Origin of the sequence: Belnapia rosea (assembly GCF_900101615.1) — a bacterium.
Taxonomy (GTDB): domain Bacteria; phylum Pseudomonadota; class Alphaproteobacteria; order Acetobacterales; family Acetobacteraceae; genus Belnapia; species Belnapia rosea.
Genome location: NZ_FMZX01000006.1, coordinates 141,459 through 162,261 on the forward strand (window position 1 = coordinate 141,459; position 20,803 = coordinate 162,261).

Sequence of the window (20,803 nt, forward strand, 5' to 3'; positions counted from 1 at the left end):
GCATGCGGCGAAGCGGCACGCGGCGGGAGGCGATCCTCGCCGCCATCGCGGCCGGCGAGGCGGATGTGGATGGGCTGGCGGCGCGCTTCGGCGTCTCCCCCTCCACCATCCGGCGCGACCTGCAGCGCCTCTCGGCGGAGCGCGCCATTGCCCGCACCTATGGCGGCGCCATGCTCGCCCCGATGGCCGAGGAGCAGAGCCTCGGCGCGCGGGAGGGGATGAATCGCGGCGCCAAGGCGGCGATCGCGGCGGCGGCGCTCGATCTGGTGCCGGAGGGCGAGACGCTGATCCTCGATGGCGGCTCGACCATCGCCGCCTTCGGCCGGCTGCTGCGCGGGCGGCGCCACCGCATCATCACCAACAACCTGCCCCTGATCGCCCTGCTGGCGGACCAGCCGGGGATCGAGCTGGTGGTGCTCGGCGGCGCCGTGCGGCCGATCAGCATGAGCACCAGCGGGCCGCTCGCCGAGGCGGCGCTGCGCTGCCTGACGGCGGACCGGCTGCTGACCAGCGCCGATGGGCTGATGCCCGGCCTCGGCCTCTGCGAGGCGACGCTGGAGCAGGTCTCGCTGAAGTCGCTGATGATGCAGCGTGCCGCGGCGGTGACGGTGCTGGCGGATGCCTCGAAGCTCGGCCGCGCCGGCCAGCCCTGCTGGGCGCCCCTGCCGGCGCGCTGGACACTGGTGACCGACGCGCCGGAGCGGGCGAGCGAGGCTTTCGGTGCCGAAGGCGCCGAGGTGGTCCGGGCTCCAGGCGCCGGCTGAGGCGGCCGCGGCTCAGGCCAGGCCGTTCTCGCGCAGGAAGGCCAGCGTCCGCGTGCCCTCGGCTTGCGGCAGGCGGGCGAAGCTGGCGAGGTCGGCAGGGTGGTCGATATCCATCCCGATCCCCGGTTGCGGCACGATGCGTGGCGCGATCCCCACGGCGCGGGCCGCGGCAAGATGCGGGAAGTAGCTGTCCTCCCCGAAGCGGAGCGGCACGGCGAGCGGCGGTGACAGGACCACGGCGTTGGAGCCGAGCTCGTCATGCGCCGGGGCGATGGTGAAGGCCGGTGCCGCCCCATGCGCCGCGAGCACCGCCTCGATCTCGGCGGACGTCACGGCGGGGATGTCGCCCGGCAGGGTGATGATGCCGGCCGCCCCCTCCGCCGCCAGCACGCGCGCGGCGGCGGTAACGCTGCCGGTATGGCCGTCGCGCGCGCCCTCGGTCAGCACGCGGGCGCCGCTGCGCCCGGCCAATGCGGTGGCCCATGGGTCGAGCGTCACCAGCGCGACGCCGGCCAGGCCGCGCGCCGCCAGCAGTGCCGCCAGCACCTCGCCGATCATCACCCGCATCAGGGCCACGCGCTGCACCGGGCTGAGCGCGGGGGAGAGGCGTTGCTTGGCGCCCTCCAGCTCCTTCACCGGCAGGACCGCCCAGATCATGCGGCGGCCAGCACGGCGCGGGCGAGCGCCACCTTGTCCTCCAGGCTGCGCATCAGCGTCGGGGCGTGGATGACCTGGGCGGCGATGCCTGTCGCGTCATCCCCAGGCTCCATGACGTAATGCGTCAGCAGCCCGGCATAGCGGGCGGCCGCGGCGGCGGCGCTCGGCGCAATGCCGGCCTGCCCGAACATGCGCGCGGTCGGGCCCTTCACTGCCTGGCCGGCGATGATCGGCGAGACGGCGATGACCGGCGCCTCGCAGCCGGCGATGGCGGCGCGGAGGCCGGGGACGGCCAGGATCGGCTCGATGCTGATGAAGGGGTTGGAGGGGCAGATCACCACGGCGCGCGGGCGGGCGCGGAGCGCGGCGAGCAGCCCGGGCTGCGGCCGTGCCTCGGCGGCGCCGGCGAATTCGATGGCGTGCACCGGCGGGCGCGTCTGGTCGCGGACGAACCAGTGCTGGAAGTCGATCCAGCCATCATCGCTACGGATGCGGGTCCGCACCGGGTCGTCGCTCATCGGCAGGATGCGCGGCCGCGCGCCGAGGCGGCGGGCGATGTCGGTGGTGACGGTGCTGAGGCTCTCGCCGGCCCGCAGGCGGCGCGTGCGCTCGACATGCAAGGCGAGGTCGCGGTCGCCGAGGCGGAACCAGGTCTCGCCGCCGATGCCGGCCAGCGTCTCCATGAAGGACCAGGTCTCGTCGCGGCGGCCCCAGCCAAGCTCCTGGTTGTCGAGGCCGGCCAGCGCATAGGTCAGCGTGTCGATGTCGGGCGAGATGGCGAGGCCGAGATGCTCGAAATCGTCACCGGTATTGGCGACGATCAGCAGTTCCTCCGGCGGGAGGAGATGGCTGAGGCCGAGCGCGAGCTTGGCGCCGCCGATGCCGCCCGAGAGCGCGACGATCATCGGAACAGGTCCTCCGCCTCGGGCCGCAGGAGTTCGGCGGCGGGGTTCGGCGGCGCGTCCCATGCGAGGCCGCGCACCAGCACCGCGGGCTGCGCCTCGGCGCCCTGGCCTTGCAGCAGGGAGGCAGCGGCGGCGATCTCGTCGGCGAAGCCGCTGATGCTCACCTGCAGGCTGCGGCCGAAGAGGTCCGGCCGGCCGCGCAGGTCCCAGAGCGCCGGCAGGCCGGCGGCGCCGATCGCAACGCCCACGGTCCCCCGCCGCCAGGCACGGCCGAAGCTGTCGGTGATGATGACCGGGCAGCCGAGCCGGGCCGAGAGCCCGGCGGCGGTGCAGTCCGGGTCGCGCGGCAGCAGCAGGGCGTGGCCTTCCTGGCCGAGATTGGACTGGTCGATGCCGGCATTCGCCATGACGAAGCCGAGCCGGTGCTGCACGATCAGCAGCCCGGGCCGCGCGCGGACGACGCGCTGGCTCTCCGACAGCACCAGCTCGACGAAGCGCGGGTCCTTCTGCACCCGCTCCGCCAGCGCCCGCGCCTCGGCCGAGGGGGTGACGGAGGCGAGCGCCACGCTGCGGCCTTCGGCCTTGCTGACGATCTTCTGCGCCAGCACCAGCACGTCATCCGGTTGCAGCACGAGATTGGCGCGGCCGAGGCCGGCCTCGATCAGCGATGCGAGGTCATCGCCGGCCTGCACCATCGGCAGGCCGGGCAACGCATGCAATTCCAGCCGCTGCACGGTTCAGCCGAAGCGGCGGCGGAGCAGCGGGAGCACCTGGTCGCCATAGAGCTTCAGGAACCGCGCCTGGTCCGGCCCTGGCGCATGGAAGACAAGGTGGTTGAAGCCGAGCGCGACATACTGGCCGATGCGCTCGACATGCTCCTCGGCGTCATTGGAGACGATCCAGCGGCTGGCGGCGCGCTCCAGCGGCAGGGCGTCGGCCAGGCGCTCCATCTCCGCCGGGTCTTCGACCGACATCTTCTCCTCTGGCGAGAGGGCGAGCGCGGCCCAGTGGCGGGTATCCTCCAGCGCGCGCTGCCTGTCGGTGTCGAAGGAGACCTTCACCTCGATCATGCGGTCGTAATCGGGCTTCGGCGTGCCAGCGGCCTCCAGCCCGGCGGCGAGGTTGGGCAGCAGCGTCTCGGTATAGAGCTCCTGCTTCTTGCCTGACGTGCAGATGAAGCCGTCGCCAGCGCGGCCGGCATATTTGGCGACCAGCGCCCCGGCGGCGGCGACATAGATCGGCACCATGGTATCGGGCCGGTCGTAGATGGTCGCCTTGTCGGTGCGGTAGTACTGGCCCTCGAAGGTCACGCGCTCCTCCGACCAGAGCTTGCGCATCAGCTGCACCGCCTCGCGCATGCGGGCGAAGCGTTCCTTGAATTCCGGCCAGGCGGCACCGGTGGAGGGCACCTCGTTCAGCCCCTCCCCCGTGCCGATACCGAGAATGACGCGGCCGGGGAACATGGAGCCGAGCGTGCCGAAGGCCTGCGCCACGATGGAGGGGTGGTAGCGGAAGGTCGGCGTCAGCACGCTCGTCCCCATCACCAGCCGCTGCGTCCGCGCGCCGAGGGCGCCGAGCCAGACGAGCGAGTTCGGCGCATGGCCGTCGGTATGCTTCCAGGGCTGGAAGTGGTCCGAGATGAAGCAGGAGTCGAAGCCGACCTCCTCGGCGAGGATGCCGAATTCGAGCAGCCGGGCGGGGGCGAATTGTTCCGCTGAGGCCTTGTAGCCGAGCGTCAGCATGGGCGTGTTTCCTTCAGCTATCGGCCAGCGCCGCCAGCATGGCATCGCGCGCCGCGATATCGCCCTTGGCATGGACGGGCTGGATGCAGACATGGGTGGCGCCGGCCGCGAAATGGGCGGCAAGCTTCGCCTTGATGGCGGCGGCATCGCCCGAGACGACCATCCCGTCGATGAAGCGGTCGCTGCCGCCATCCTTCAGGTCGGCCTCGGTGAAGCCGGTGCGCAGCCAATTGTTCACGTAATTCGGCAGGGCCAGGTAATGGGCGAGTTCCGCGCGGCCGAGGGCGCGCGCCCGCTCGGGATCGGTCTCGAGGCAGACCTTCTGCTCGACCGCCAGCACCTTGCCGGGGCCGAGGATGCCGGCGGCGATGGCGGTATGCTCGGGCGTCACGTTGTAGGGCACGGCGCCATGGGTGCGCCGGGCCGCAAGCTCCAGCATCTTCGGCCCGAGGGCGGCGAGGAGGATGGGCCAATCCTCGCCCGTATCGGCCTGGATGCCGTCGAGATAGGCGCGCATGGCGGGCACAGGCCGGTCGTAGCGATGACCGCGCAGCCCCTCCACCATCGGGATATGGCTGACGCCGAGGCCGAGGATGAAGCGGCCGCCGTGGAAGGCGTTCAGCGTCGCCATGCCGCGGCGGGCGGTGAAGGCGTCCCGCGCATAGATATTGGCGATCGAGCTGCCGACCTTCAGCCGCGTCGTGGAGGCCAGGAAGTGGGCGGCGAGGGTGAAGGATTCATAGCCACGCGCCTCCGGGTACCAGAGGGTGCCATAGCCCAGCTCCTCCACCCGGCGGGCCAGGGTGGCGAGGCCCGGCCCATCCAGCCGGTCGGCGGGGTACCAGACCCCGAGGCGTCCCAATTCCATCATCGGCCCTCCATCCGGCAGCATGGCCCCCGCCCGTCACCCCTGCAACCGGGGTCCCTGCACCCTGGTTCGGCACGCCGCTCTGGTCTTCCGGGCCCGGGGCGCCTAGATCGATGGCGACAGACCCCCATAGAACGACGAGAGCTGCCCGTGGATGCCATGACCCCGGCCGGCGTCTCCGCCACGGCGGCACCGAATGAGGTGTCGGCCGAGGCGGGCCGCCGGCGCACCTTCGCCATCATCGCCCACCCCGATGCCGGCAAGACGACCCTGACCGAGAAATTGCTGCTGCGCGGCGGTGCCATCCAGCTGGCCGGCGCGGTGCGCGCCAAGGGCAATGCCCGGCGCACCCGGTCGGACTGGATGAAGATCGAGCAGGATCGCGGCATCTCCGTTGCGACCTCGGTGATGACCTTCGAGCGCGGCGGGCTGATCTTCAACCTGCTGGATACGCCGGGCCACGAGGATTTCTCCGAGGATACCTACCGGACCCTGACGGCCGTGGATGCCGCGGTGATGGTGCTGGACGCGGCCAAGGGCATCGAGGCGCAGACCCGGAAGCTCTTCGAGGTCTGCCGGCTGCGCGACATCCCGATCATCACCTTCGTCAACAAGATGGACCGCGAGGCGCGGGACCCCTTCGAGCTGATCGATGAGATCGAGAAGACGCTGGCGCTCGACGCCGCGCCGGTCGCCTGGCCGGTCGGCCGGGCGAGCGAGTTCGCCGGCACCTGGGACATGCTGGCGCGGCACTTCCTGCCCGTCGATGCGGATGACCGCTCGGCGATCACCCTCTCCGGCCCGGACGACCCGAAGCTGGCCGAACTGGTCGGCGCGGAGCGGGCCGCGGCCCTGGCCGAGGAGGTCGGGCTTGCCGAGGCAGCCTGCCCGGAATTCGACCTGGAGGCCTTCCGCCAGGGCACCCTCACCCCGGTCTTCTTCGGCAGCGCGCTGCGCGACTTCGGCATCGGCCACCTGCTGGACGGCCTCGCCCGCTATGCCCCGCCGCCGCAGAGCCGCGCGGCCGATGCGCGCCCGGTCGAGCCCGGGGAGCCGGCGCTGACCGGCTTCGTCTTCAAGGTCCAGGCCAATATGGACCCGAACCACCGCGACCGCGTCGCCTTCGTCCGCCTCTGCTCCGGGCGGCTGGTGAAGGGGATGCGGCTGAAGCAGGTCCGCACCGGCAAGCAGGTGCCGGTCAACGCGCCGCTCTTCTTCTTCGCCAAGGACCGGCAGGTGGCGGAGGAGGCCTGGCCGGGCGACGTGGTGGGCGTTGCCAATCACGGCACCTTGCGCATCGGCGACACGCTGACCGAGGGCGAGGCGCTGAATTTCCGCGGCGTGCCGAGCTTCGCGCCGGAGATCCTGCGGCATGTCCGCCTGGAAGACCCGATGCTGGCGAAGAAGCTGAAGACGGCGCTCTCCCAGCTGGCCGAGGAGGGCGTGGTGCAGCTCTTCCGGCCTCTCGACGGCTCGAACCCCGTCGTCGGCGTGGTCGGCCAGCTGCAGCTCGACGTGCTGCAGAGCCGGCTGAAGGTCGAATATGGCGTGCCGGCCGGCTTCGACGACACGATGTGGCAGATGATGCGCTGGGTCACCCCAGCGGACCCTGGCTCGGATCGTGCCGCGCTCGACCGTTTCGCCACCACCAACCGGCGCGATGCCGGCGAGGACCATGATGGCGAGCTTGTCGCCTTCTTCGGCTCCGACTGGCGGCGGAAGCGGGCGGAGGAGGAATGGCCGATGCTGCGCTTCCACGCCGTGCGCGAGCAGCATGGGCTGGAGATGGCGAAGCGTTGATCCTGCAACCCTGAGCTTGCCCAGGGTGTTCCTCCCGCGAAGGCCAAGCCGGGCAGGACCCGGCGACCCTGGCCAGGCCCGGCACCGACCGGGCCATCCGCCCCCGCCCCGACGGGAGGCCGAACCGCAGGAGACACCTTGTGACCTCAGCGACTGACGCTGCGCTCGCGCAACTTTCGCTCGACGCCTATTCCAATGTGCCGGTGGCGCTGCCGGCCGGCTTCACCCCCGCCACCGAGCTTCCCCTCACCCTCGGCGCCGGCGAGAGCTTCGCGGGCGGCCTCTACCAGAGCGCCAATTCGGCGGCGCTGGTGACCGAGGGGGTGGTGGACGGCAAGGAGAGCCTCGTCATCGCCTTCCGTGGCAGCGACGACCAGGTCGACAGCCTGAACGACCTGCAGGACATCAATGCCGGCTACCCGCATTTCGCCTCGCTGATCCAGGCAGCGGATGCGGCGGCGGCGAGCGGGCAATATGGCCAGGTAGTGGTGACGGGCCATAGCCTCGGCGGGTCGCTCGCGCAGCAGTTCATGGCAACGCATCCCGACCAGGCAGGCGTGACCTATGACGCCGTGACCTTCGGCTCGCCTGGTGCGATCCTGCCGCCGGGCGAGGATGCGCGGATCACCAATGTCGTCATCGCCGATGATCCGGCGGTTGCGCTCGGCGCGCACCGGGCGGAGATCGGCGAGGTGCTGCGGTCCGACCCCACGCTCGCCAGCCTCGCCGCCGAGAAGGCCGCGCAGGAACTCCCCGGCCTCACCCAGGACCAGGCGCTGGCGGCGCTCAACAGCCTCACGGTGAATTACGAGAACCGCGGCGACATCGTGCTGCTGCCGGGGCAGAGCGGGGACCTGTCGCCGGCGGCGGGCATCGCCGGCCTCGCCCGGCTCGATACCGGGCAGCATGCGCCGGAGCTCTATGCGGGCAGCACCGCCACCGCGGCGGCCTCGGCGGAGCCGGAGCTGGTGGTGCCGGAGGTCGGCACGACCGATCCGCAGCTTCTCGCGCTGCGCAGCCTCTATGACAGCGACGGGCCGGATGGGCAGGTGGCGCAATCCCTCCTCGAGGGCTGGCGGCAGGATGTGCGGGCGGAGGCGAATGACGCCTTCACCGGCGTGCGCGACCAGCTGGCCACGCTTGGCCACGACCTGCACCTGATCTAGCGGGCAGTCCGGCATGCGACGTCGGGGCACGCCGTCTACACGGCGCGTGCCCCGAACGACGTCGCCGGTCAGGCCACTTCAGCCGTGGTCGGGTCGATCATCCGCTCGACCTTGCTGATGCGGTTGGCGGGGAAGCCACCCCGCTGGGCGTGTTCGCGGATCATCTCCTCGTTTGGTGCGACATAGACGCAGTAGATCTTGTCGCCCGTGACGTAGCTCTCAACCCATTGGATCTCCGGCCCCATCACGCGAAGCACGTCACAGGACGTCTTCGCTGCGCCCTGCAGATCCTGGGCGGATGCCGCTCCGACACCAGCCATCTCTCGTTCGATGATGAATTTGGGCATTCCGACCTCCCGGATTCCGTCTCATTGGACAGGCGCCGGCGACGGTTTGGCTTCATGGCGCCCCGCAGACGCTACCGTCCGGGGCATCTTCGAGCATCAAGAAAATTATCCTGAAGTCGTTCAGAGGAGAGTTCTAGGACTCTTCCAACCGCCGCAGGATCTCCTGCAGCCACGCCGCCGGCTGCCCATCGGCCGAGGGGTCGATATCCGGCTCGAGATGCCGCAGGAAGGCGGCATCGGCGAGGCTGCCGCGATGGCCGGCGAGGAAGCGGCGGATATCCGCGGCGATCACCGCGCGCTCCCCTGGCGTCGTCACCTGCCGGACCTTGGCCATGATCGCCGCATCGTCGCCGTCCAGGTCGCAATCCTGGTGGAACCAGGCCTGGATGAAGCCGGCCAGATGCGGGTAGAGCGCCGCCATGGCCGGCCGCCTCCTACCCCGCGAAGGGGTCGCGGAGCGTGATCGTGTCGTCGCGGTCCGGGCTGGTGCTGAGCAGCACGACCGGAGCCTCGACCAGCTCCTCGATGCGGCGGACATACTTCACCGCTGCCGCCGGCAGGTCGGCATAGGAGCGGGCGCCGCGGGTGGAACTGGTCCAGCCCTCCAGCACCTCATAGACCGGCCTGGCCGCGGCCTGCGCGCCGGCGGCGGAGGGCAGGCGACGGTAGCTCTCGCCGCCGATCGTGTAGCCCGTGCAGATCTTCAGCTCCTCCAGCCCGTCGAGCACGTCGAGCTTGGTGAGAGCCAGGCCCTGGATGCCGCCGGTCTTCACCGCCTGGCGCACCATGCAGGCATCGAACCAGCCGCAGCGCCGCGGGCGGCCCGTCACGGTGCCGAATTCGCGGCCGCGCTCGCCGAGGCCCCGGCCGATCTCGTCCTGCAGCTCCGTCGGGAAGGGGCCGCTGCCGACGCGCGTCGTGTAGGCCTTGGCGATGCCGAGGACCATGCCGATGGCATCCGGCCCGATGCCCGCCCCCGCCGCGGCATTGCCGGCGACGGTGTTGCTGCTGGTGACATAGGGGTAGGTGCCGTGGTCGACATCGAGCATGACCGCCTGCGCGCCCTCGAACAGCACGCGCTGGCCGTTGTGCCGCGTCGCATCCAGGCGCTCCCACACCGCTTCGGAAAAGGGCAGCAGCCGCGGCGCCAGGGCCAGCAGCCCGTCGAGCAGCGCCTGCTTCTCGAAGGTGGCGGCGCCGAGGCCGCGCAGCAGGCTGTTGTGGTGCAGCAGCAGCTCGTCGAGCTTGGCCGAGAGCGTCGCCGGCTCCGCCAGATCGCACAGGCGGATGGAGCGGCGGCCGACCTTGTCCTCATAGGCCGGGCCGATGCCCCGCCCGGTGGTGCCGATCTTGTCCTCGCCGCGCGCCGCCTCGCGCGCCTTGTCGAGCGCCGGGTGCAGCGGGAGGATCAGCGGGGTGTTCTCGGCGATGCGGAGGTTCTCCGGCGTGACGGAGAGGCCCTGGGCGGTGACCTTGCCGATCTCGGCCAGCAGCGCCTCCGGGTCCAGCACCACGCCATTGCCGATGATGCCGAGCTTGCCGCGCACCACGCCCGAGGGCAGCAGCGAGAGCTTGTAGGTCTGCTCGCCCACCACCAGCGTATGGCCCGCATTGTGGCCGCCCTGGAAGCGCACGACGATATCGGCGCGGCTCGCCAGCCAGTCGACCACCTTGCCCTTGCCCTCGTCACCCCACTGGGCGCCGATCACCGCGACATTGGCCATCACACATCGTCCTTGCTGAAAGGCGTGGCGCTCAGGGCTTGGGCCGCGCCGTCCCGCAGGACATGCGTGCAGCGCAGCGCGGCAGGGCTGTCGCCCGGCGCCAGGGCGGCGACGGTGGCATACCCCTGGGCCCTGAGCGCCGATGCATCGGCGGGCGGTGTGCCGAGCGGCAGGAAGACCCGCGGGCGGGGCGCCGCCGGACGGGCGGCGCGGAGCACGGCATCCGGGTAGAGGCTCATCCCTGTCGCCGGCTCGTCATTGGCCGAGACGTAGCGGCCGCCCCGTGCCAGCTCGCCGGTGGCGCCCGGCCCGTAGAGGGTGAAGGCGACGCCCACATGGTAGCGGAAGCCGCGGAACTCGACGGGGTCGAGGGTGATGCGCAGACCCGGCTCGCGGGCCCGGATGGCGGCAATGACGGCGGCCGCATTATCGGCGATGGCGCGGGCGGCGGGCGGCAGGTCGGCGGCGGAGAGCGCGGCGAGCGCCCCATCGGCCGGGCCGGCGGCGGCGAGCAGCACGGGCAGCGCGGCGGCCAGCGGCCCGGCCTGCTCGGCGAGCTCCGTCGCGGCGGCGGAGTCCTTGCGGTCGAGCGCCCGGGCGAGGCGCTGGCGCAGGGCGGGCGGGACGCCGGCCGCCTCCAGCAGGGTCGGCGCCATGGTCGGCAGGGTGATGTCGAGCGAGACGGAGGGGACGCCGGCGCGGGCCAGCGCCTCCGCGGCGACCAGCGCCACCTCGGCATCGGCCTCCGCGGCATCGCTGCCGATCAGCTCGATGCCGGTCTGCGGCAGCTGCCGCTCGGGTGCCAGCTGGGTGCCGCGCACGCGGAGCACCTGGCCGGCATAGCAGAGCCGCAGCGGCCGGGCCTGCTGGCCGAGGCGCGTCGCGGCGATGCGGGCCACCTGCGGCGTGGTGTCGGCGCGCAGCCCCATCATCCGCTGGCTCACCGGGTCCATCAGCCGGAAGGTCTGCTCGGCGACCGCGCCGCCGGAGCCGGCCAGCAGGCTGTCCTCGAATTCCAGCAGCGGCGGCTTCACCCGCTCATAGCCATGCCCGGCGAAGGCGGCCATCAGCGCCTCGACGAGATCCGCCTCCCGCTCCGCCTCGGGCGGCAGCAGGTCCATCAGCCCGGCGGGCAGGAGGGCGGGGTTGGGCGCGTCGTCGGTCATGCGGGCGCGGGTGTGGCAGGGGGGGGCCAAGGGCGCAAGAGGCTACGCAGGGGGCCGGCGCCCCTATTCGTCGAGCGGATAGTCGGCCAGTTCCGGCCGCATGGCCTCGATGACGAAATCGACGAAGGCCTCGGGGGCGTCGAGGTAGAATTCGCGCCCCGAATAGGCGCCGACCTGCGCCGCCATCCCCTGCCCCGCCGCCCATTCGGCCAGGGCCTCCAGATCCTCGCGCGGCGTCTCGCTGAGGAAGGAGACCTGGGAGCGGAGCTTGTCCGCATCCCGGCCCGGCGTGTCGCTGCGGCTGAATTGCAGGTCCACATTGGCGCCGGGCTGGCGGAGCCAGATGGCCCGCTCCGTCCGGCGCAGCACGGTGAAGCCGAGCTGCGTGGTGAACAGCGCCACCACCGTCTCGAAATGCTGTGGCGTCAGCCGGTTGGCGACGTGGTTGAAGCGCATGGGGCGGGCTCCGCGGGGCTCTGCCCCGCATAGGACCGCCGAAGCGCGGCGAGGTCGAGCCCGCCCATGGCCATCAGGCCTTCTCCATGGCCTTCCGGGCCGCCTCCATGTCCATCCACATCACCTCCCAATGATGCCCGTCCGGGTCCTCGAAGCTGCGGCCATACATGAAGCCGTAATCCTGGGTCTGGCCAGGGTCGGCACGGCCACCGGCGGCGGCGGCGCGCCCGACCGTGTCATCGACCTCGGCGCGGCTCCCGGCGGAGAGGCAGATCAGCACGCCGCTTGCCGCATGGGCATCGGCGATCGGCTTGGCGGTGAACATCCGGTACTTGTCATGGGTCAGCAGCATGGCGTGGATGGTCTCCGAGAAGACCATGCAGGCGGCGGTCTCATCGGTGAATTGCGGGTTCAGCCGGGCGCCGACGGCCTCGTAGAAGGCGATCGCCCGCGTCAGGTCGGTTACGGGCAGGTTCACGAAGATCAGCTTCGACATGGATGGTGTCCTCCCCTGGGCTTTGACGATGCTGCCCGATGTGAGTTATTAATTGCAACCATGAAGTCAGAAAAAATAACTTCCGATGCGGCACCGCGCCGCTGGTACGAAGATGCCTGCGCCGCCGCCCATGCCCTCGACCTGGTCGGCGAGCGGTGGGCGCTGCTGGTGATGCGGGAGCTGATCTTCGGCCCGCGCCGCTTCAGCGAGTTGCGCACCAGCCTGCCCGGCATCAGCGCCAATGTGCTGACCCAGCGCCTCGCGGGGCTGGAGGCGGCCGGGGTGGTGGTGCGCCGCCGCCTGCCGCCACCCGCCTCCGCCCAGGTCTATGCGCTGACCGAATGGGGGCTGGAGAGCGAGCCGATCTTCCAGGCGCTCGGCCGCTGGGCGGCCCGCTCGCCGCTGCATGACCCGGCCCTGCCATTCAGCGCCGCCTCCCTGCTGCTCTCGCTGCGGACCATGCTGGATGCCGGGCGGGCCGCGGGGCTCACGGCGCGGATCGGCTTCCGCCTGGGGGAGGAGCACTACCTGGCGCGGCTGGAGAGCGGGCGGATCGCGATCGCCGCCGGGCCGGTGGCGGGGGCGGACTTGGTGCTCGACGGGGCGCCGCCGGTGATCGCCGGGGCCATCTATGGCGGCCAGCCCCTGGCGGCGCTGGAGGCGGCGGGGGCGCTCCGAATCGAGGGGGACCGGGCGCTGGCGGCACGCTTCGTCACCCTCTTCCCGCTGCCGCCGAAGGCGCCGGGCCCTCAGGCCTCGGCAGGGGCCTCCACATAGGCCATCAGGTTCTCCAGCCGGTCCGCCTCGCTGGCCGGCTTGTCGGTGCGGATGCGGGCAATGCGGGGGAAGCGGAGGGCGACGCCCGATTTGTGCCGGCCCGACAGCTGGGCGGCGTCGAAGATCACCTCCAGCACCAGGGCCTTCTCCACCTCCCGCACCGGGCCGAAGCGGCTGACCGTGTGGTTGCGGATCCAGCGGTCGAGCCAGCCCAGCTCCTCATCCGTATAGCCGGAATAGGCCTTGCCGACGGGCACCAGCTCCTCGCCCCCCGCCCCGTCTGGCCGCCAGAGGCCGAAGGTGTAGTCGCTGTAGAAGCTGCTGCGCTTGCCATGGCCGCGCTGGGCATACATCAGCACCGCGTCGATGCTCAGCGGGTCCCGCTTCCACTTCCACCAGAGGCCCTTCTGCCGGCCGGCGAGATAGGGGCTGTTGGCGCGCTTCAGCATCAGCCCCTCGATGGAGGCGGCCCGCGCCCCGTCCCGCACCTCGCCCAGCTGGGCGACGGACGCGAAGGCGATCAGCGGCGAGAGGTCCATCCGCGCCGGCTCGAAGCGGGCCACCCAATCCTCCAGGCGGCGGCGGCGCTCGTCGAAGGGCAGCGCGCGGAGATCCTCGCCGCCCTCGAACAGCAGGTCGTAGAGGCGGACGCCGACCGGGTAGTCGCGCAGCATCTTCGGCCCGACCAGCTTGCGGTTCAGCCGCTGCTGCAGGTCGGCGAAGGGCGCGACGAGACCGTCCCGGATCACCAGCAGCTCGCCATCCAGCACGGCATGGAAGTCCATCGCCTCGAGGATCTCGGGGAAGCCGCCCGAGATATCCTCGCCGCCACGGCTCCAGATCCGCCGCCCGCCCGGCCCGGCGGTGAGCTGGACGCGGATGCCGTCCCATTTCCACTCCGCACGCCAGGCGGCGGGGTCGAGGGCGGCGAGGTCGCGGTCCTCCAGCGGATGGGCCAGCATCAGCGGGCGGAAGACCGGGGCGTCGCGCGGATCGGGCTTCTCGGCCCCGCCTTCCAGCCAGCGGAAGATCGGCAGGTAGGGCGGCGCGACCCCGTGCCAGATCTCCTCGATCTCCTCCACCGGCTTGCCGGACCATTCGGCCAGTGCCACCCGGGCGAGGCGGCCGGAGACGCCGACGCGCAGCCCCCCGGTGATGAGCTTGATGAGCGCCAGCCGCCCGCCGGAATCGAGCGTGTCGAGCCAGCCGGCAATCAAGGCCGGCAGCTCCGCCTTCGGCGTCACCTCCAGCGCCTCCACCACCTCGGAGAGGGTCGGCGGCGGGGCGTTCACGCCGGCCCTCTCCGGCCAGATCAGCGCCACCGTCTCGGCCAGGTCGCCGACATAGTCGTGGCTGAGGGCAAAGAGCACCGGGTCGGTGCGGGCGGCGGCGAGATCGCGGATCATCGCCGGCTTGGCGGCGGTGAAGACCAGCTCCTCGGTGAGCGCCGCGAGGCCGACGCCGCGATCGGGGTCGGGCTGGGTGGCGAACCAGTCGCGCAGCAGGGCCAGCTTGGCATTGCGGCCAGGGGTGAAGATCAGGCGCTCCAGCAACTCGGCGAAGGCGGAGACACTCATGCCGCCGGCGCCTCGTCGGCCGGCACGGCCGCCTCGTCCTCATCCTCGCCGAGCCCGACCAGGTGCAGCGCCCGGCCGCGGATGCCGCGCCCGGCCAGTGCATGCACCAGGGCATCGTCGCGGCCATGCGTCACCCAGACCTCGGGCGCGCCGACCTCGTCGATGGTGCGGTTGAGGTCATCCCAATCGGCATGGTCGCTGATGACCATGGGCAGCTCGACCCCGCGCGTCCTGGCCCGCTGGCGCACCCGCATCCAGCCGCTGGCCAGCGCCGTCACCGGCTCGGCAAGGCGCCGGGCCCAGCGATCGGCGATGGCCGAGGGGGGCGCGAGGACGATGGCGCCGCGCAGCTCCGCCTTGTTGGCGACGGTCGCCGGCCGCAGCTCGCCGAGCGGCACGCCGAGCTCCTCGTAGAGGCGGCAGAGCGGCTGCTGGGCGCCGTGCAGATGGATCGGCCGGTCCCAGCCGGCGGCGCGCAGCAGGGCGATCACCCGCTGGCATTTGCCGAGTGCGTAGCAGCCGACCACATGCGTCCGCTCCGGGAACAGGGCCAGGCTCTTCAGCAGCTTCGCCACCTCATGGGCCGGGTCCGGGTGGCGGAAGACCGGCAAGGCGAAGGTCGCCTCGGTGACGAAGACATCGCAGCCCACCACCTCGAAGGGCGCACAGGTCGGGTCGGCCTGCCGCTTGTAGTCGCCGGAGACCACGGCGCGGGAGCCGCGCCAGTCCAGCACCACCTGAGCCGAGCCGAGCACATGCCCGGCCGGGACGAGGCGGATCGTCACCTCGCCCTGGCGCAGCACCTCGCCATAGCGCATCGGCTGCTGGCTGGCGCCTGCCCCCTCCCCCATCCGCGCCCGCATGATGGCGAGCGTCTCCGGCGTCGCCAGCACGGCCTGGTGGCCCGGTCGCGCATGGTCGGCATGGCCATGGGTGATGACGGCCCGCTCCACCGGCCGCACCGGGTCGATGAAGAAGCCGCCAGGCTCGCAGAGCAGGCCGTCAGGGGTGACACGGAGCCAGGTCTCGGGGTGGGGCATCGGGATGGGGTCACCTCGGTCCTGCGGAGCTTGGGGAGAAAGTGCCAGGCTTCAAGCCGGTTGCAGAGCAATGACGGGAGGTGCCCTCAACCAAAAGGTGAATAACGAGGTGGCGCACACGCATGCCAATGGCGCAATGTCTACACTTCGGCCACAGTATGGCACCGCTGTGGCATGTGGTTTCGGGCCTGGTGGCAACCCCCCTTGCACCAGGTCGTTCCCAGTGGCGTGCGCCGTGCTGGGGCCGGGAAACCACCGGTCGCGTCAGGCGTCAAAATGCTACCGCGCCCGCAACGGCTGGTGGGCATCTTAGGTGCATGAAGGGCAAGGGATTTGGATGTCGCCAGGGCAGCGGGATGCGGCAGAAGCCGGGACGGCGGCGGAAGCGGAGCCCTCCCTCCTGCTGGACTATGCTCCGGTCATGATCTGGCAGGCCGGGCCTGACCGGTCGCGCAGCTTCGTCAACCAGTCCTGGCTCGATTTCACCGGCCGGCCTGCGGAGGCGGAGCTGGGCTTCGGCTGGGTGGACAACCTGCATCCGGAGGATCGGGCCCGTTGCGAGCAGGCCTCGCTCGAGGGCTTCGCCTCGGAGCGGCCATTCACCATCGACTACCGGCTGCGCCGGCATGATGGCGCCTGGCGCTGGGTGCTCGATACCGCCCGGCCGCTTTGCCAGGACGGCGTCTTCACCGGCTTCGTCGGCTCCTGCGTCGACATCACCGAGATGCGCGAGGCCCTGGAGGAGCGGCGCCGGGCGCTGGCCGAGCGCGAGGTGCTGCTGGCGGAGCTGCATCACCGGGTGAAGAACAACGCCCAGGCGACGACCTCCTTCCTCGGCCTGCAGGCCAGCCGCGCGAGCAGCCCGGAGGTGGCCGCGGCGCTGCGCGGCGCGGCCAACCGTGTGATGCTGGCCACGCTGGTGCAGGACCGCATGTTCCGCATCGCCGAGAATGCGATGATCGATCTCGGGACGGAGTTGCAGGCCACCGCGCAGAGTGCGCTGGACGTGGTCGCCCGCCCGGGCATCATGCTCGACTCCGAGGTGGAGGCGGGCCTGCTGATGCCGGTCTCCCAGGCGACGCCGCTGGCGCTGATCGTGAACGAGCTGGTGGTGAATGCCGCCCGCCATGCCTTCCCGGACGGCCATGGCGGCACGGTCCGCCTGCGGCTCCGCCGCCCGGCGCCGGGCCTGGGGGAGCTGGTGGTGGAGGATGACGGCATAGGGCTGCAGGAAGCGCAGCGGCGCACCTCGCCGCAGGGCTGCCTCGGCCTGCACCTGGTCCCCCGCCTCGCCCGCCAGGCCCATGCCAGCCTCCGCCTCGAGGCTGACCACGGCACCCGGGCGACGCTTCGCTTCGCCTGCGGCTGAAACCTTCCCGCCCGGCCTCCGCCCCGCCATATTGGGGGCCAGATGGGAACATTGCCGGAACCCTTTGCCGCCTGGTTCGCCGGGCGCGGCTGGACGCCTCGACCACACCAGCTCGCCCTGTTGCGGGCGGCCGAGGCCGGGCATTCCGCCCTGCTGGTCGCGCCGACCGGCGGCGGCAAGACGCTGGCCGGCTTCCTGCCGAGCCTCATCGACCTCGCCCGGGCGCCCCGTGCCAATGGGGCGGGATCGCTGCACACCCTCTATATCTCGCCGCTGAAGGCGCTCGCCGTCGATATCGCCCGCAACCTGATGGCGCCGGTGGAGGAGATGGGCCTCCCCATCCGGATCGAGACGCGCACCGGCGACACGCCGCAGAACCGCCGCGCGCGGCAGCGGGTCGATCCACCCAACCTGCTGCTGACCACGCCGGAAAGCCTCGCCCTGCTGCTTACCCAGCCGGAGGCGGGTGAATTCTTCGCCGGGCTCGGCGCGGTGGTGGTGGATGAGATCCACGCCCTGGCCGGCACCAAGCGGGGCGACCAGCTCGCCCTCTGCCTCGCCCGGCTGGGGCGGCTGGCGCCGGGCGCACGGCGCGTCGGCCTCTCCGCGACCGTCGCCTGGCCGGAGCCGCTGCGCGCCTTTCTCTCCGCCACCGGCGAGGCGGAGGCGGTGCGGCTGGTGCAGGTGCGCGGCGGCGCGGCGCCCGAGCTGTCGATCACCCTGCCGGAGGGGCGGCTGCCCTGGGGCGGGCATATGGGCCTTGCCTCCATGCCGGAGGTCTATCGCCGCATCCGCGAGGCGCGGGTCACCATCGTCTTCGTCAATACCCGCGCCCAGGCGGAGCTCTGCTTCCAGGCGCTGTGGCGGCTGAATGACGACAGCCTGGCGATCGCCCTCCACCATGGCAGCCTGACCGTCGAGCAGCGCCGCAAGGTGGAGGCGGCGATGGCCGCCGGAAAGCTGCGGGCGGTGGTGGCGACCGCCTCGCTCGACCTTGGCATCGACTGGGGCGATGTGGACCAGGTGATCCAGGTCGGCGCGCCGAAGGGCGTCGCCCGGCTGCTGCAGCGGGTCGGCCGCGCCAACCACCGGATGGACGAGCCCTCCCGCGCCGTGCTGGTCCCGGCCAACCGCTTCGAGGTGATCGAATGCACCGCGGCGCTGGAGGCCGTGCGGCATCAGGAGCTGGATGGCGACCCGCCGCGGCCCGGCGGGCTCGACGTGCTGGCGCAGCACATCCTGGCCATGGCCTGCCACGCCCCCTTCCATCCGGATGCCTTGTACGAGGAGGTGCGGTGCGCCGCGCCCTATGCGGCGCTCACCCGGCGCGACTTCGACGACGTGCTCGGCTTCGTCGAGAATGGCGGCTACGCGCTGCGCGTCTATGACCGTTTCCGCAAGCTGTTCCGCGATGCCGAGGGCATGGTGCATGTGCGCGACCAGCGCGTGGCGCGGCAGCTGCGGATGAATCTCGGCACCATCGTCGAGACGCCGCTGGTGAAGGTGCGGCTGCGCGGCGGGCCGGTGCTCGGCGAGGTGGAGGAGTGGTTCATCTCCACCCTCGTCGCCGGCGACTGCTTCATCTTCGCCGGCCAGACGCTGCGCTTCGAGGCGCTGGACGGCGTCAGCGCCGTGGTCTCCCGTGGCGGCGAGGGGGACCCGCGCGTGCCGGCCTATGCCGGCTCCCGCATGCCGCTCTCCACCTGGCTGGCGGCGCGCGTGCGGGAGATCATCAACGAGCCGCGCAAGTGGCGCCTGCTGCCGGAGCCAGTGCGGGACTGGCTGCGGCTGCAGCAGCGGCGCTCGATGCTGCCGCCCAAGGACGGGCTGCTGATCGAGACCTTCCCGCGCGGCGGCCGCTGGTTCCTCGTCGCCTATTGCTTCGAGGGGCGGCTGGCGCACCAGACGCTCGGCATGCTCGTCACCAAGCGGATGGAGCGCGCCGGCTTCGGGCCACTCGGCTACCTCGCCACCGACTATGTCCTCGCCACCTGGTCGGCCTTCGAGCCGACCGCGGTCGAGACCCTCTTCGAGGAAGACATCCTCGGCGAGGAGCTGGAGGAGTGGATGGCCGAGAGCTCCATGCTCCGCCGCACCTTCCGCAACATCGCCACCATCGCCGGGCTGCTCGAGAAGAACCACCCGGGACAAGAGAAGCGCCCGCGCCAGATGACCATGAATGCCGACCTGATCTACGACGTGCTGCGCAAGCACGAGCCCGACCACATCCTGCTCCGCGCCACGCGGCAGGAGGCGGCGGGCGGCCTCACCGATGTCGCGCGCATCGGCCTGCTGCTGGCCCGCGCGCGCGGGCGCATCATCCACCGCTCCCTCGACCGCGTCTCGCCGCTCGCCGTGCCGGCGCTCATCGAGGAGGGCCGCGAATGGGTGGCCGGCGGCGCCGAGGATGCGCTGCTCGCCGAGGCCGAGGCGCTGGTCGAGGAGGTGACGGATGGCGCCGAGATCTTCTCGGAGCTGCTGGCCGAGGTGACGGAGGGCGTGCGCATCCGCCCGCGCGACGTGGACAAGCCGCGCCACCGCGAGCGCCCGCGCCGCAGCCGCTTCATCCGCAGCATGCCGCGCAGCGCATGAGCGCCGCCCCCATCCATCTCGGCGGCGAGCGGCTGATGCTCGACCCGGCGGGCGTGCTGCACTGGCCGGCGCGGCGCACGCTGGTGGTCGCCGACCTGCATCTCGAGAAGGGCAGCGCCTTCGCCGCCGCCGGCCGCTTCCTGCCGCCCTATGACACGCGGGAGACGCTGTCCCGCCTCGCCCTGCTGCTGCGGCGCTGGAAACCGGAGCGGATCGTCGCCCTCGGCGACAGCTTCCATGACCGGCATGGCGCCTCCCGCCTGCCGCCCGCCGAGGCGGAGGCGCTGCACCGCATGCTGGCGGGTGTCGAGATGGTCTGGGTGCTCGGCAACCACGACCCGGAGCCGCCCGAGGGGCTGCCCGGCCTCGCGGCCGAGGAGCTGCGCGACGGTCCGCTGGTGTTCCGCCACCAGGCACGGCCCGCGGCATCCCGCTTCGCCATGGCGCCGGGGGGCGAGGTGTCCGGGCATTTTCATCCGAAGGCGACGATGCCGACGCGGGTGGGCGGCATCACCCGCCCCTGCTTCATTGCCGATGGGCGGCGCCTGCTGCTGCCCGCCTTCGGCGCCTATACCGGCGGGCTGGATGCGCGGGACCCGGCCATCGCAGGCCTTTTCCCGCGCGGTGCGCGCCTCTTCCTGCTGGGGCGCGAGCGGCTGTTCAGCATGGCGGCCGGCCCGCCCCGGGCTGTGGCAGGGGGCGGGCCGGCGCCAAGGCCCGTGCTTACGGAAACAGGACCTGGCTGATGGCGTGGATGATGCCGTTATTGGCGATGATGTCCGGCCCGACCACCAGCGCCGGGGCCTGCACGTTCAGCCCACCCGCGCCGAAGCTGCCGGTCTGCTGCTCGGGCGCCGGGTTGCTGACGGCGATCTTGCTGCCGTCATTTGCCACCAGGAGCTCGGCGCCGTTCACGGTCTTGAAGCGGCGGTCGTTCAGCAGGCCCGAGGAGGGCATGGAGCCGGCGACGATGTGGTAGGCGATCAGCGCGCGCAGCCGCAGCGGGTCCGTGCTGTTCTGGTTGATGTTGCCCGAGCCCTGCGAGGTGAGCTCGGTCATGCGCGCATTCACCACGTCGAAGGCCTGGTTGACCGGGGCGAAGACCGTCACGCTCGCGGTCGAGCGGAGTTGGTCGGTGACGCCCGCCTGGGTGATGATGTCGATGAAGCGGCTGAAGCGCCCGTCGGCCGCCAGCGTGTCCATGACGTTGCGCGTCTGCGCTTGGCCCGGCCGGGCGCCGAGGATCATGGCGCTGCCGATAGCAGCCGTGGAGAGAAAATGACGGCGGTGTAAGGAAATCATAGGAAATTGCCTTGTTGGTTGAAGGTCGGGGTGAAAGCTCGGCCATCGGGATCGC

Annotated in this window: 21 protein-coding genes; 7 read left to right on the forward strand and 14 right to left on the reverse strand. The window is 71.7% G+C overall.

What is annotated here, in order from left to right:
• Window positions 1-2 precede the first annotated feature (2 nt).
• On the forward strand, window positions 3-764 hold the full coding sequence (locus tag BLR02_RS13560) for a DeoR/GlpR family DNA-binding transcription regulator (RefSeq protein ID WP_090663626.1): 762 nt from the start codon (window positions 3-5) through the stop codon (window positions 762-764).
• Between the two features lie 12 nt (window positions 765-776).
• Here BLR02_RS13560 and cofC read toward each other — a convergent pair whose 3' ends face one another.
• The 5 genes from cofC to BLR02_RS13585 are packed head-to-tail and all read right to left on the reverse strand — an operon-like array spanning window position 777 to window position 4,939.
• Complete coding sequence (gene cofC, locus BLR02_RS13565) at window positions 777-1,421, reverse strand: 2-phospho-L-lactate guanylyltransferase (protein WP_090663571.1); 645 nt, start codon at window positions 1,419-1,421, stop codon at window positions 777-779.
• A complete protein-coding gene (cofD, locus tag BLR02_RS13570) occupies window positions 1,418-2,326 on the reverse strand; it encodes a 2-phospho-L-lactate transferase (RefSeq protein WP_090663572.1) in 909 nt (302 codons plus the stop codon). The genes cofC and cofD overlap by 4 nt, the downstream gene beginning before the upstream one ends.
• Window positions 2,323-3,036: a coenzyme F420-0:L-glutamate ligase gene (gene cofE / locus BLR02_RS13575; protein WP_245704767.1), complete on the reverse strand. Its 714-nt coding sequence runs from the start codon at window positions 3,034-3,036 to the stop codon at window positions 2,323-2,325. Before cofE ends, cofD begins: the two co-directional genes overlap by 4 nt.
• Window positions 3,037-3,063: 27 nt before the next feature.
• Window positions 3,064-4,068, reverse strand: a complete 1,005-nt coding sequence (fgd, locus tag BLR02_RS13580) for a glucose-6-phosphate dehydrogenase (coenzyme-F420) (RefSeq protein ID WP_090663573.1) — start codon at window positions 4,066-4,068, stop codon at window positions 3,064-3,066.
• 13 nt (window positions 4,069-4,081) lie between these two features.
• Complete coding sequence (locus BLR02_RS13585; protein ID WP_176849558.1) at window positions 4,082-4,939, reverse strand: TIGR03620 family F420-dependent LLM class oxidoreductase; 858 nt, start codon at window positions 4,937-4,939, stop codon at window positions 4,082-4,084.
• A gap of 156 nt (window positions 4,940-5,095) precedes the next feature.
• Between BLR02_RS13585 and BLR02_RS13590 the strand changes: the two genes are divergently transcribed.
• Both BLR02_RS13590 and BLR02_RS30080 read left to right on the forward strand, forming a co-directional pair.
• Window positions 5,096-6,736 (forward strand): peptide chain release factor 3, encoded by a 1,641-nt coding sequence (locus BLR02_RS13590; RefSeq protein ID WP_090565597.1) that lies wholly within the window; start codon window positions 5,096-5,098, stop codon window positions 6,734-6,736.
• Window positions 6,737-6,876: 140 nt separating this feature from the next.
• Complete coding sequence (locus tag BLR02_RS30080) at window positions 6,877-7,902, forward strand: alpha/beta hydrolase family protein (protein ID WP_090663575.1); 1,026 nt, start codon at window positions 6,877-6,879, stop codon at window positions 7,900-7,902.
• 68 nt (window positions 7,903-7,970) lie between these two features.
• Here the strand turns inward: BLR02_RS30080 and BLR02_RS13600 are convergent, their stop codons facing one another.
• From BLR02_RS13600 to BLR02_RS13625, 6 genes are all read right to left on the reverse strand, one after another.
• Window positions 7,971-8,249: a DUF4242 domain-containing protein gene (locus BLR02_RS13600; RefSeq protein ID WP_090565601.1), complete on the reverse strand. Its 279-nt coding sequence runs from the start codon at window positions 8,247-8,249 to the stop codon at window positions 7,971-7,973.
• Between the two features lie 133 nt (window positions 8,250-8,382).
• Window positions 8,383-8,670, reverse strand: coding sequence for a contact-dependent growth inhibition system immunity protein (locus tag BLR02_RS13605; protein ID WP_090565603.1), 288 nt, complete (start codon window positions 8,668-8,670; stop codon window positions 8,383-8,385).
• Between the two features lie 13 nt (window positions 8,671-8,683).
• The gene (locus tag BLR02_RS13610) at window positions 8,684-9,973 is read right to left on the reverse strand and encodes an adenylosuccinate synthase (protein ID WP_090565605.1); all 1,290 of its coding nucleotides are present in this window, start codon (window positions 9,971-9,973) and stop codon (window positions 8,684-8,686) included.
• Window positions 9,973-11,139: an ATP phosphoribosyltransferase regulatory subunit gene (locus BLR02_RS13615; protein WP_090565607.1), complete on the reverse strand. Its 1,167-nt coding sequence runs from the start codon at window positions 11,137-11,139 to the stop codon at window positions 9,973-9,975. The genes BLR02_RS13610 and BLR02_RS13615 overlap by 1 nt, the downstream gene beginning before the upstream one ends.
• Before the next feature lie 63 nt (window positions 11,140-11,202).
• Window positions 11,203-11,595 (reverse strand): hypothetical protein, encoded by a 393-nt coding sequence (locus tag BLR02_RS13620; RefSeq protein ID WP_090663576.1) that lies wholly within the window; start codon window positions 11,593-11,595, stop codon window positions 11,203-11,205.
• A gap of 73 nt (window positions 11,596-11,668) precedes the next feature.
• On the reverse strand, window positions 11,669-12,091 hold the full coding sequence (locus tag BLR02_RS13625; RefSeq protein ID WP_090663577.1) for a VOC family protein: 423 nt from the start codon (window positions 12,089-12,091) through the stop codon (window positions 11,669-11,671).
• Window positions 12,092-12,151: 60 nt separating this feature from the next.
• Here BLR02_RS13625 and BLR02_RS30420 point away from each other — a divergent pair, with 60 nt between their 5' ends.
• Window positions 12,152-12,868 carry a winged helix-turn-helix transcriptional regulator gene (locus tag BLR02_RS30420; protein ID WP_090565614.1) on the forward strand — a complete coding sequence of 239 codons (717 nt, stop codon included), beginning with the start codon at window positions 12,152-12,154 and terminating at the stop codon, window positions 12,866-12,868.
• On the opposite strand, the gene BLR02_RS13635 is transcribed toward BLR02_RS30420, so the two are convergent.
• Both BLR02_RS13635 and BLR02_RS13640 read right to left on the reverse strand, forming a co-directional pair.
• Entirely contained in the window at window positions 12,841-14,445 is a 1,605-nt protein-coding gene (locus tag BLR02_RS13635) for a cisplatin damage response ATP-dependent DNA ligase (RefSeq protein ID WP_090663578.1), read from the reverse strand. The two genes, BLR02_RS30420 and BLR02_RS13635, sit on opposite strands and share 28 nt — an antisense overlap.
• Window positions 14,442-15,485: a ligase-associated DNA damage response exonuclease gene (locus BLR02_RS13640; protein WP_090663579.1), complete on the reverse strand. Its 1,044-nt coding sequence runs from the start codon at window positions 15,483-15,485 to the stop codon at window positions 14,442-14,444. The genes BLR02_RS13635 and BLR02_RS13640 overlap by 4 nt, the downstream gene beginning before the upstream one ends.
• A gap of 337 nt (window positions 15,486-15,822) precedes the next feature.
• Here BLR02_RS13640 and BLR02_RS13645 point away from each other — a divergent pair, with 337 nt between their 5' ends.
• Genes BLR02_RS13645 through pdeM form a run of 3 tightly spaced genes read left to right on the forward strand, consistent with a single transcriptional unit; the run spans window position 15,823 to window position 20,192 of the window.
• The gene (locus BLR02_RS13645; RefSeq protein WP_090565620.1) at window positions 15,823-16,854 is read left to right on the forward strand and encodes a sensor histidine kinase; all 1,032 of its coding nucleotides are present in this window, start codon (window positions 15,823-15,825) and stop codon (window positions 16,852-16,854) included.
• 42 nt (window positions 16,855-16,896) lie between these two features.
• Complete coding sequence (locus BLR02_RS13650) at window positions 16,897-19,446, forward strand: ligase-associated DNA damage response DEXH box helicase (RefSeq protein WP_090663580.1); 2,550 nt, start codon at window positions 16,897-16,899, stop codon at window positions 19,444-19,446.
• Window positions 19,443-20,192: a ligase-associated DNA damage response endonuclease PdeM gene (gene pdeM / locus BLR02_RS13655; RefSeq protein ID WP_090565624.1), complete on the forward strand. Its 750-nt coding sequence runs from the start codon at window positions 19,443-19,445 to the stop codon at window positions 20,190-20,192. The genes BLR02_RS13650 and pdeM overlap by 4 nt, the downstream gene beginning before the upstream one ends.
• On the opposite strand, the gene BLR02_RS13660 is transcribed toward pdeM, so the two are convergent.
• Window positions 20,170-20,694: a fasciclin domain-containing protein gene (locus BLR02_RS13660; protein WP_176849559.1), complete on the reverse strand. Its 525-nt coding sequence runs from the start codon at window positions 20,692-20,694 to the stop codon at window positions 20,170-20,172. The genes pdeM and BLR02_RS13660 overlap by 23 nt on opposite strands.
• Window positions 20,695-20,803: the final 109 nt, after the last annotated feature.

What these genes read in the sequence shown, in the direction of transcription:
- BLR02_RS13560 (WP_090663626.1), top strand. Translation starts at nt 3, where the DNA reads ATGCGGCGAAGCGGCACGCGGCGGGAGGCGATCCTCGCCGCCATCGCG.
- cofC (WP_090663571.1), bottom strand. Translation starts at nt 1,421, where the DNA reads ATGATCTGGGCGGTCCTGCCGGTGAAGGAGCTGGAGGGCGCCAAGCAA.
- cofD (WP_090663572.1), bottom strand. Translation starts at nt 2,326, where the DNA reads ATGATCGTCGCGCTCTCGGGCGGCATCGGCGGCGCCAAGCTCGCGCTC.
- fgd (WP_090663573.1), bottom strand. Translation starts at nt 4,068, where the DNA reads ATGCTGACGCTCGGCTACAAGGCCTCAGCGGAACAATTCGCCCCCGCC.
- BLR02_RS13585 (WP_176849558.1), bottom strand. Translation starts at nt 4,939, where the DNA reads ATGATGGAATTGGGACGCCTCGGGGTCTGGTACCCCGCCGACCGGCTG.
- BLR02_RS13590 (WP_090565597.1), top strand. Translation starts at nt 5,096, where the DNA reads ATGACCCCGGCCGGCGTCTCCGCCACGGCGGCACCGAATGAGGTGTCG.
- BLR02_RS13600 (WP_090565601.1), bottom strand. Translation starts at nt 8,249, where the DNA reads ATGCCCAAATTCATCATCGAACGAGAGATGGCTGGTGTCGGAGCGGCA.
- BLR02_RS13605 (WP_090565603.1), bottom strand. Translation starts at nt 8,670, where the DNA reads ATGGCGGCGCTCTACCCGCATCTGGCCGGCTTCATCCAGGCCTGGTTC.
- BLR02_RS13610 (WP_090565605.1), bottom strand. Translation starts at nt 9,973, where the DNA reads ATGGCCAATGTCGCGGTGATCGGCGCCCAGTGGGGTGACGAGGGCAAG.
- BLR02_RS13615 (WP_090565607.1), bottom strand. Translation starts at nt 11,139, where the DNA reads ATGACCGACGACGCGCCCAACCCCGCCCTCCTGCCCGCCGGGCTGATG.
- BLR02_RS13620 (WP_090663576.1), bottom strand. Translation starts at nt 11,595, where the DNA reads ATGCGCTTCAACCACGTCGCCAACCGGCTGACGCCACAGCATTTCGAG.
- BLR02_RS13625 (WP_090663577.1), bottom strand. Translation starts at nt 12,091, where the DNA reads ATGTCGAAGCTGATCTTCGTGAACCTGCCCGTAACCGACCTGACGCGG.
- BLR02_RS30420 (WP_090565614.1), top strand. Translation starts at nt 12,152, where the DNA reads ATGAAGTCAGAAAAAATAACTTCCGATGCGGCACCGCGCCGCTGGTAC.
- BLR02_RS13635 (WP_090663578.1), bottom strand. Translation starts at nt 14,445, where the DNA reads ATGAGTGTCTCCGCCTTCGCCGAGTTGCTGGAGCGCCTGATCTTCACC.
- BLR02_RS13640 (WP_090663579.1), bottom strand. Translation starts at nt 15,485, where the DNA reads ATGCCCCACCCCGAGACCTGGCTCCGTGTCACCCCTGACGGCCTGCTC.
- BLR02_RS13645 (WP_090565620.1), top strand. Translation starts at nt 15,823, where the DNA reads ATGTCGCCAGGGCAGCGGGATGCGGCAGAAGCCGGGACGGCGGCGGAA.
- BLR02_RS13650 (WP_090663580.1), top strand. Translation starts at nt 16,897, where the DNA reads ATGGGAACATTGCCGGAACCCTTTGCCGCCTGGTTCGCCGGGCGCGGC.
- pdeM (WP_090565624.1), top strand. Translation starts at nt 19,443, where the DNA reads ATGAGCGCCGCCCCCATCCATCTCGGCGGCGAGCGGCTGATGCTCGAC.
- BLR02_RS13660 (WP_176849559.1), bottom strand. Translation starts at nt 20,694, where the DNA reads ATGATCCTCGGCGCCCGGCCGGGCCAAGCGCAGACGCGCAACGTCATG.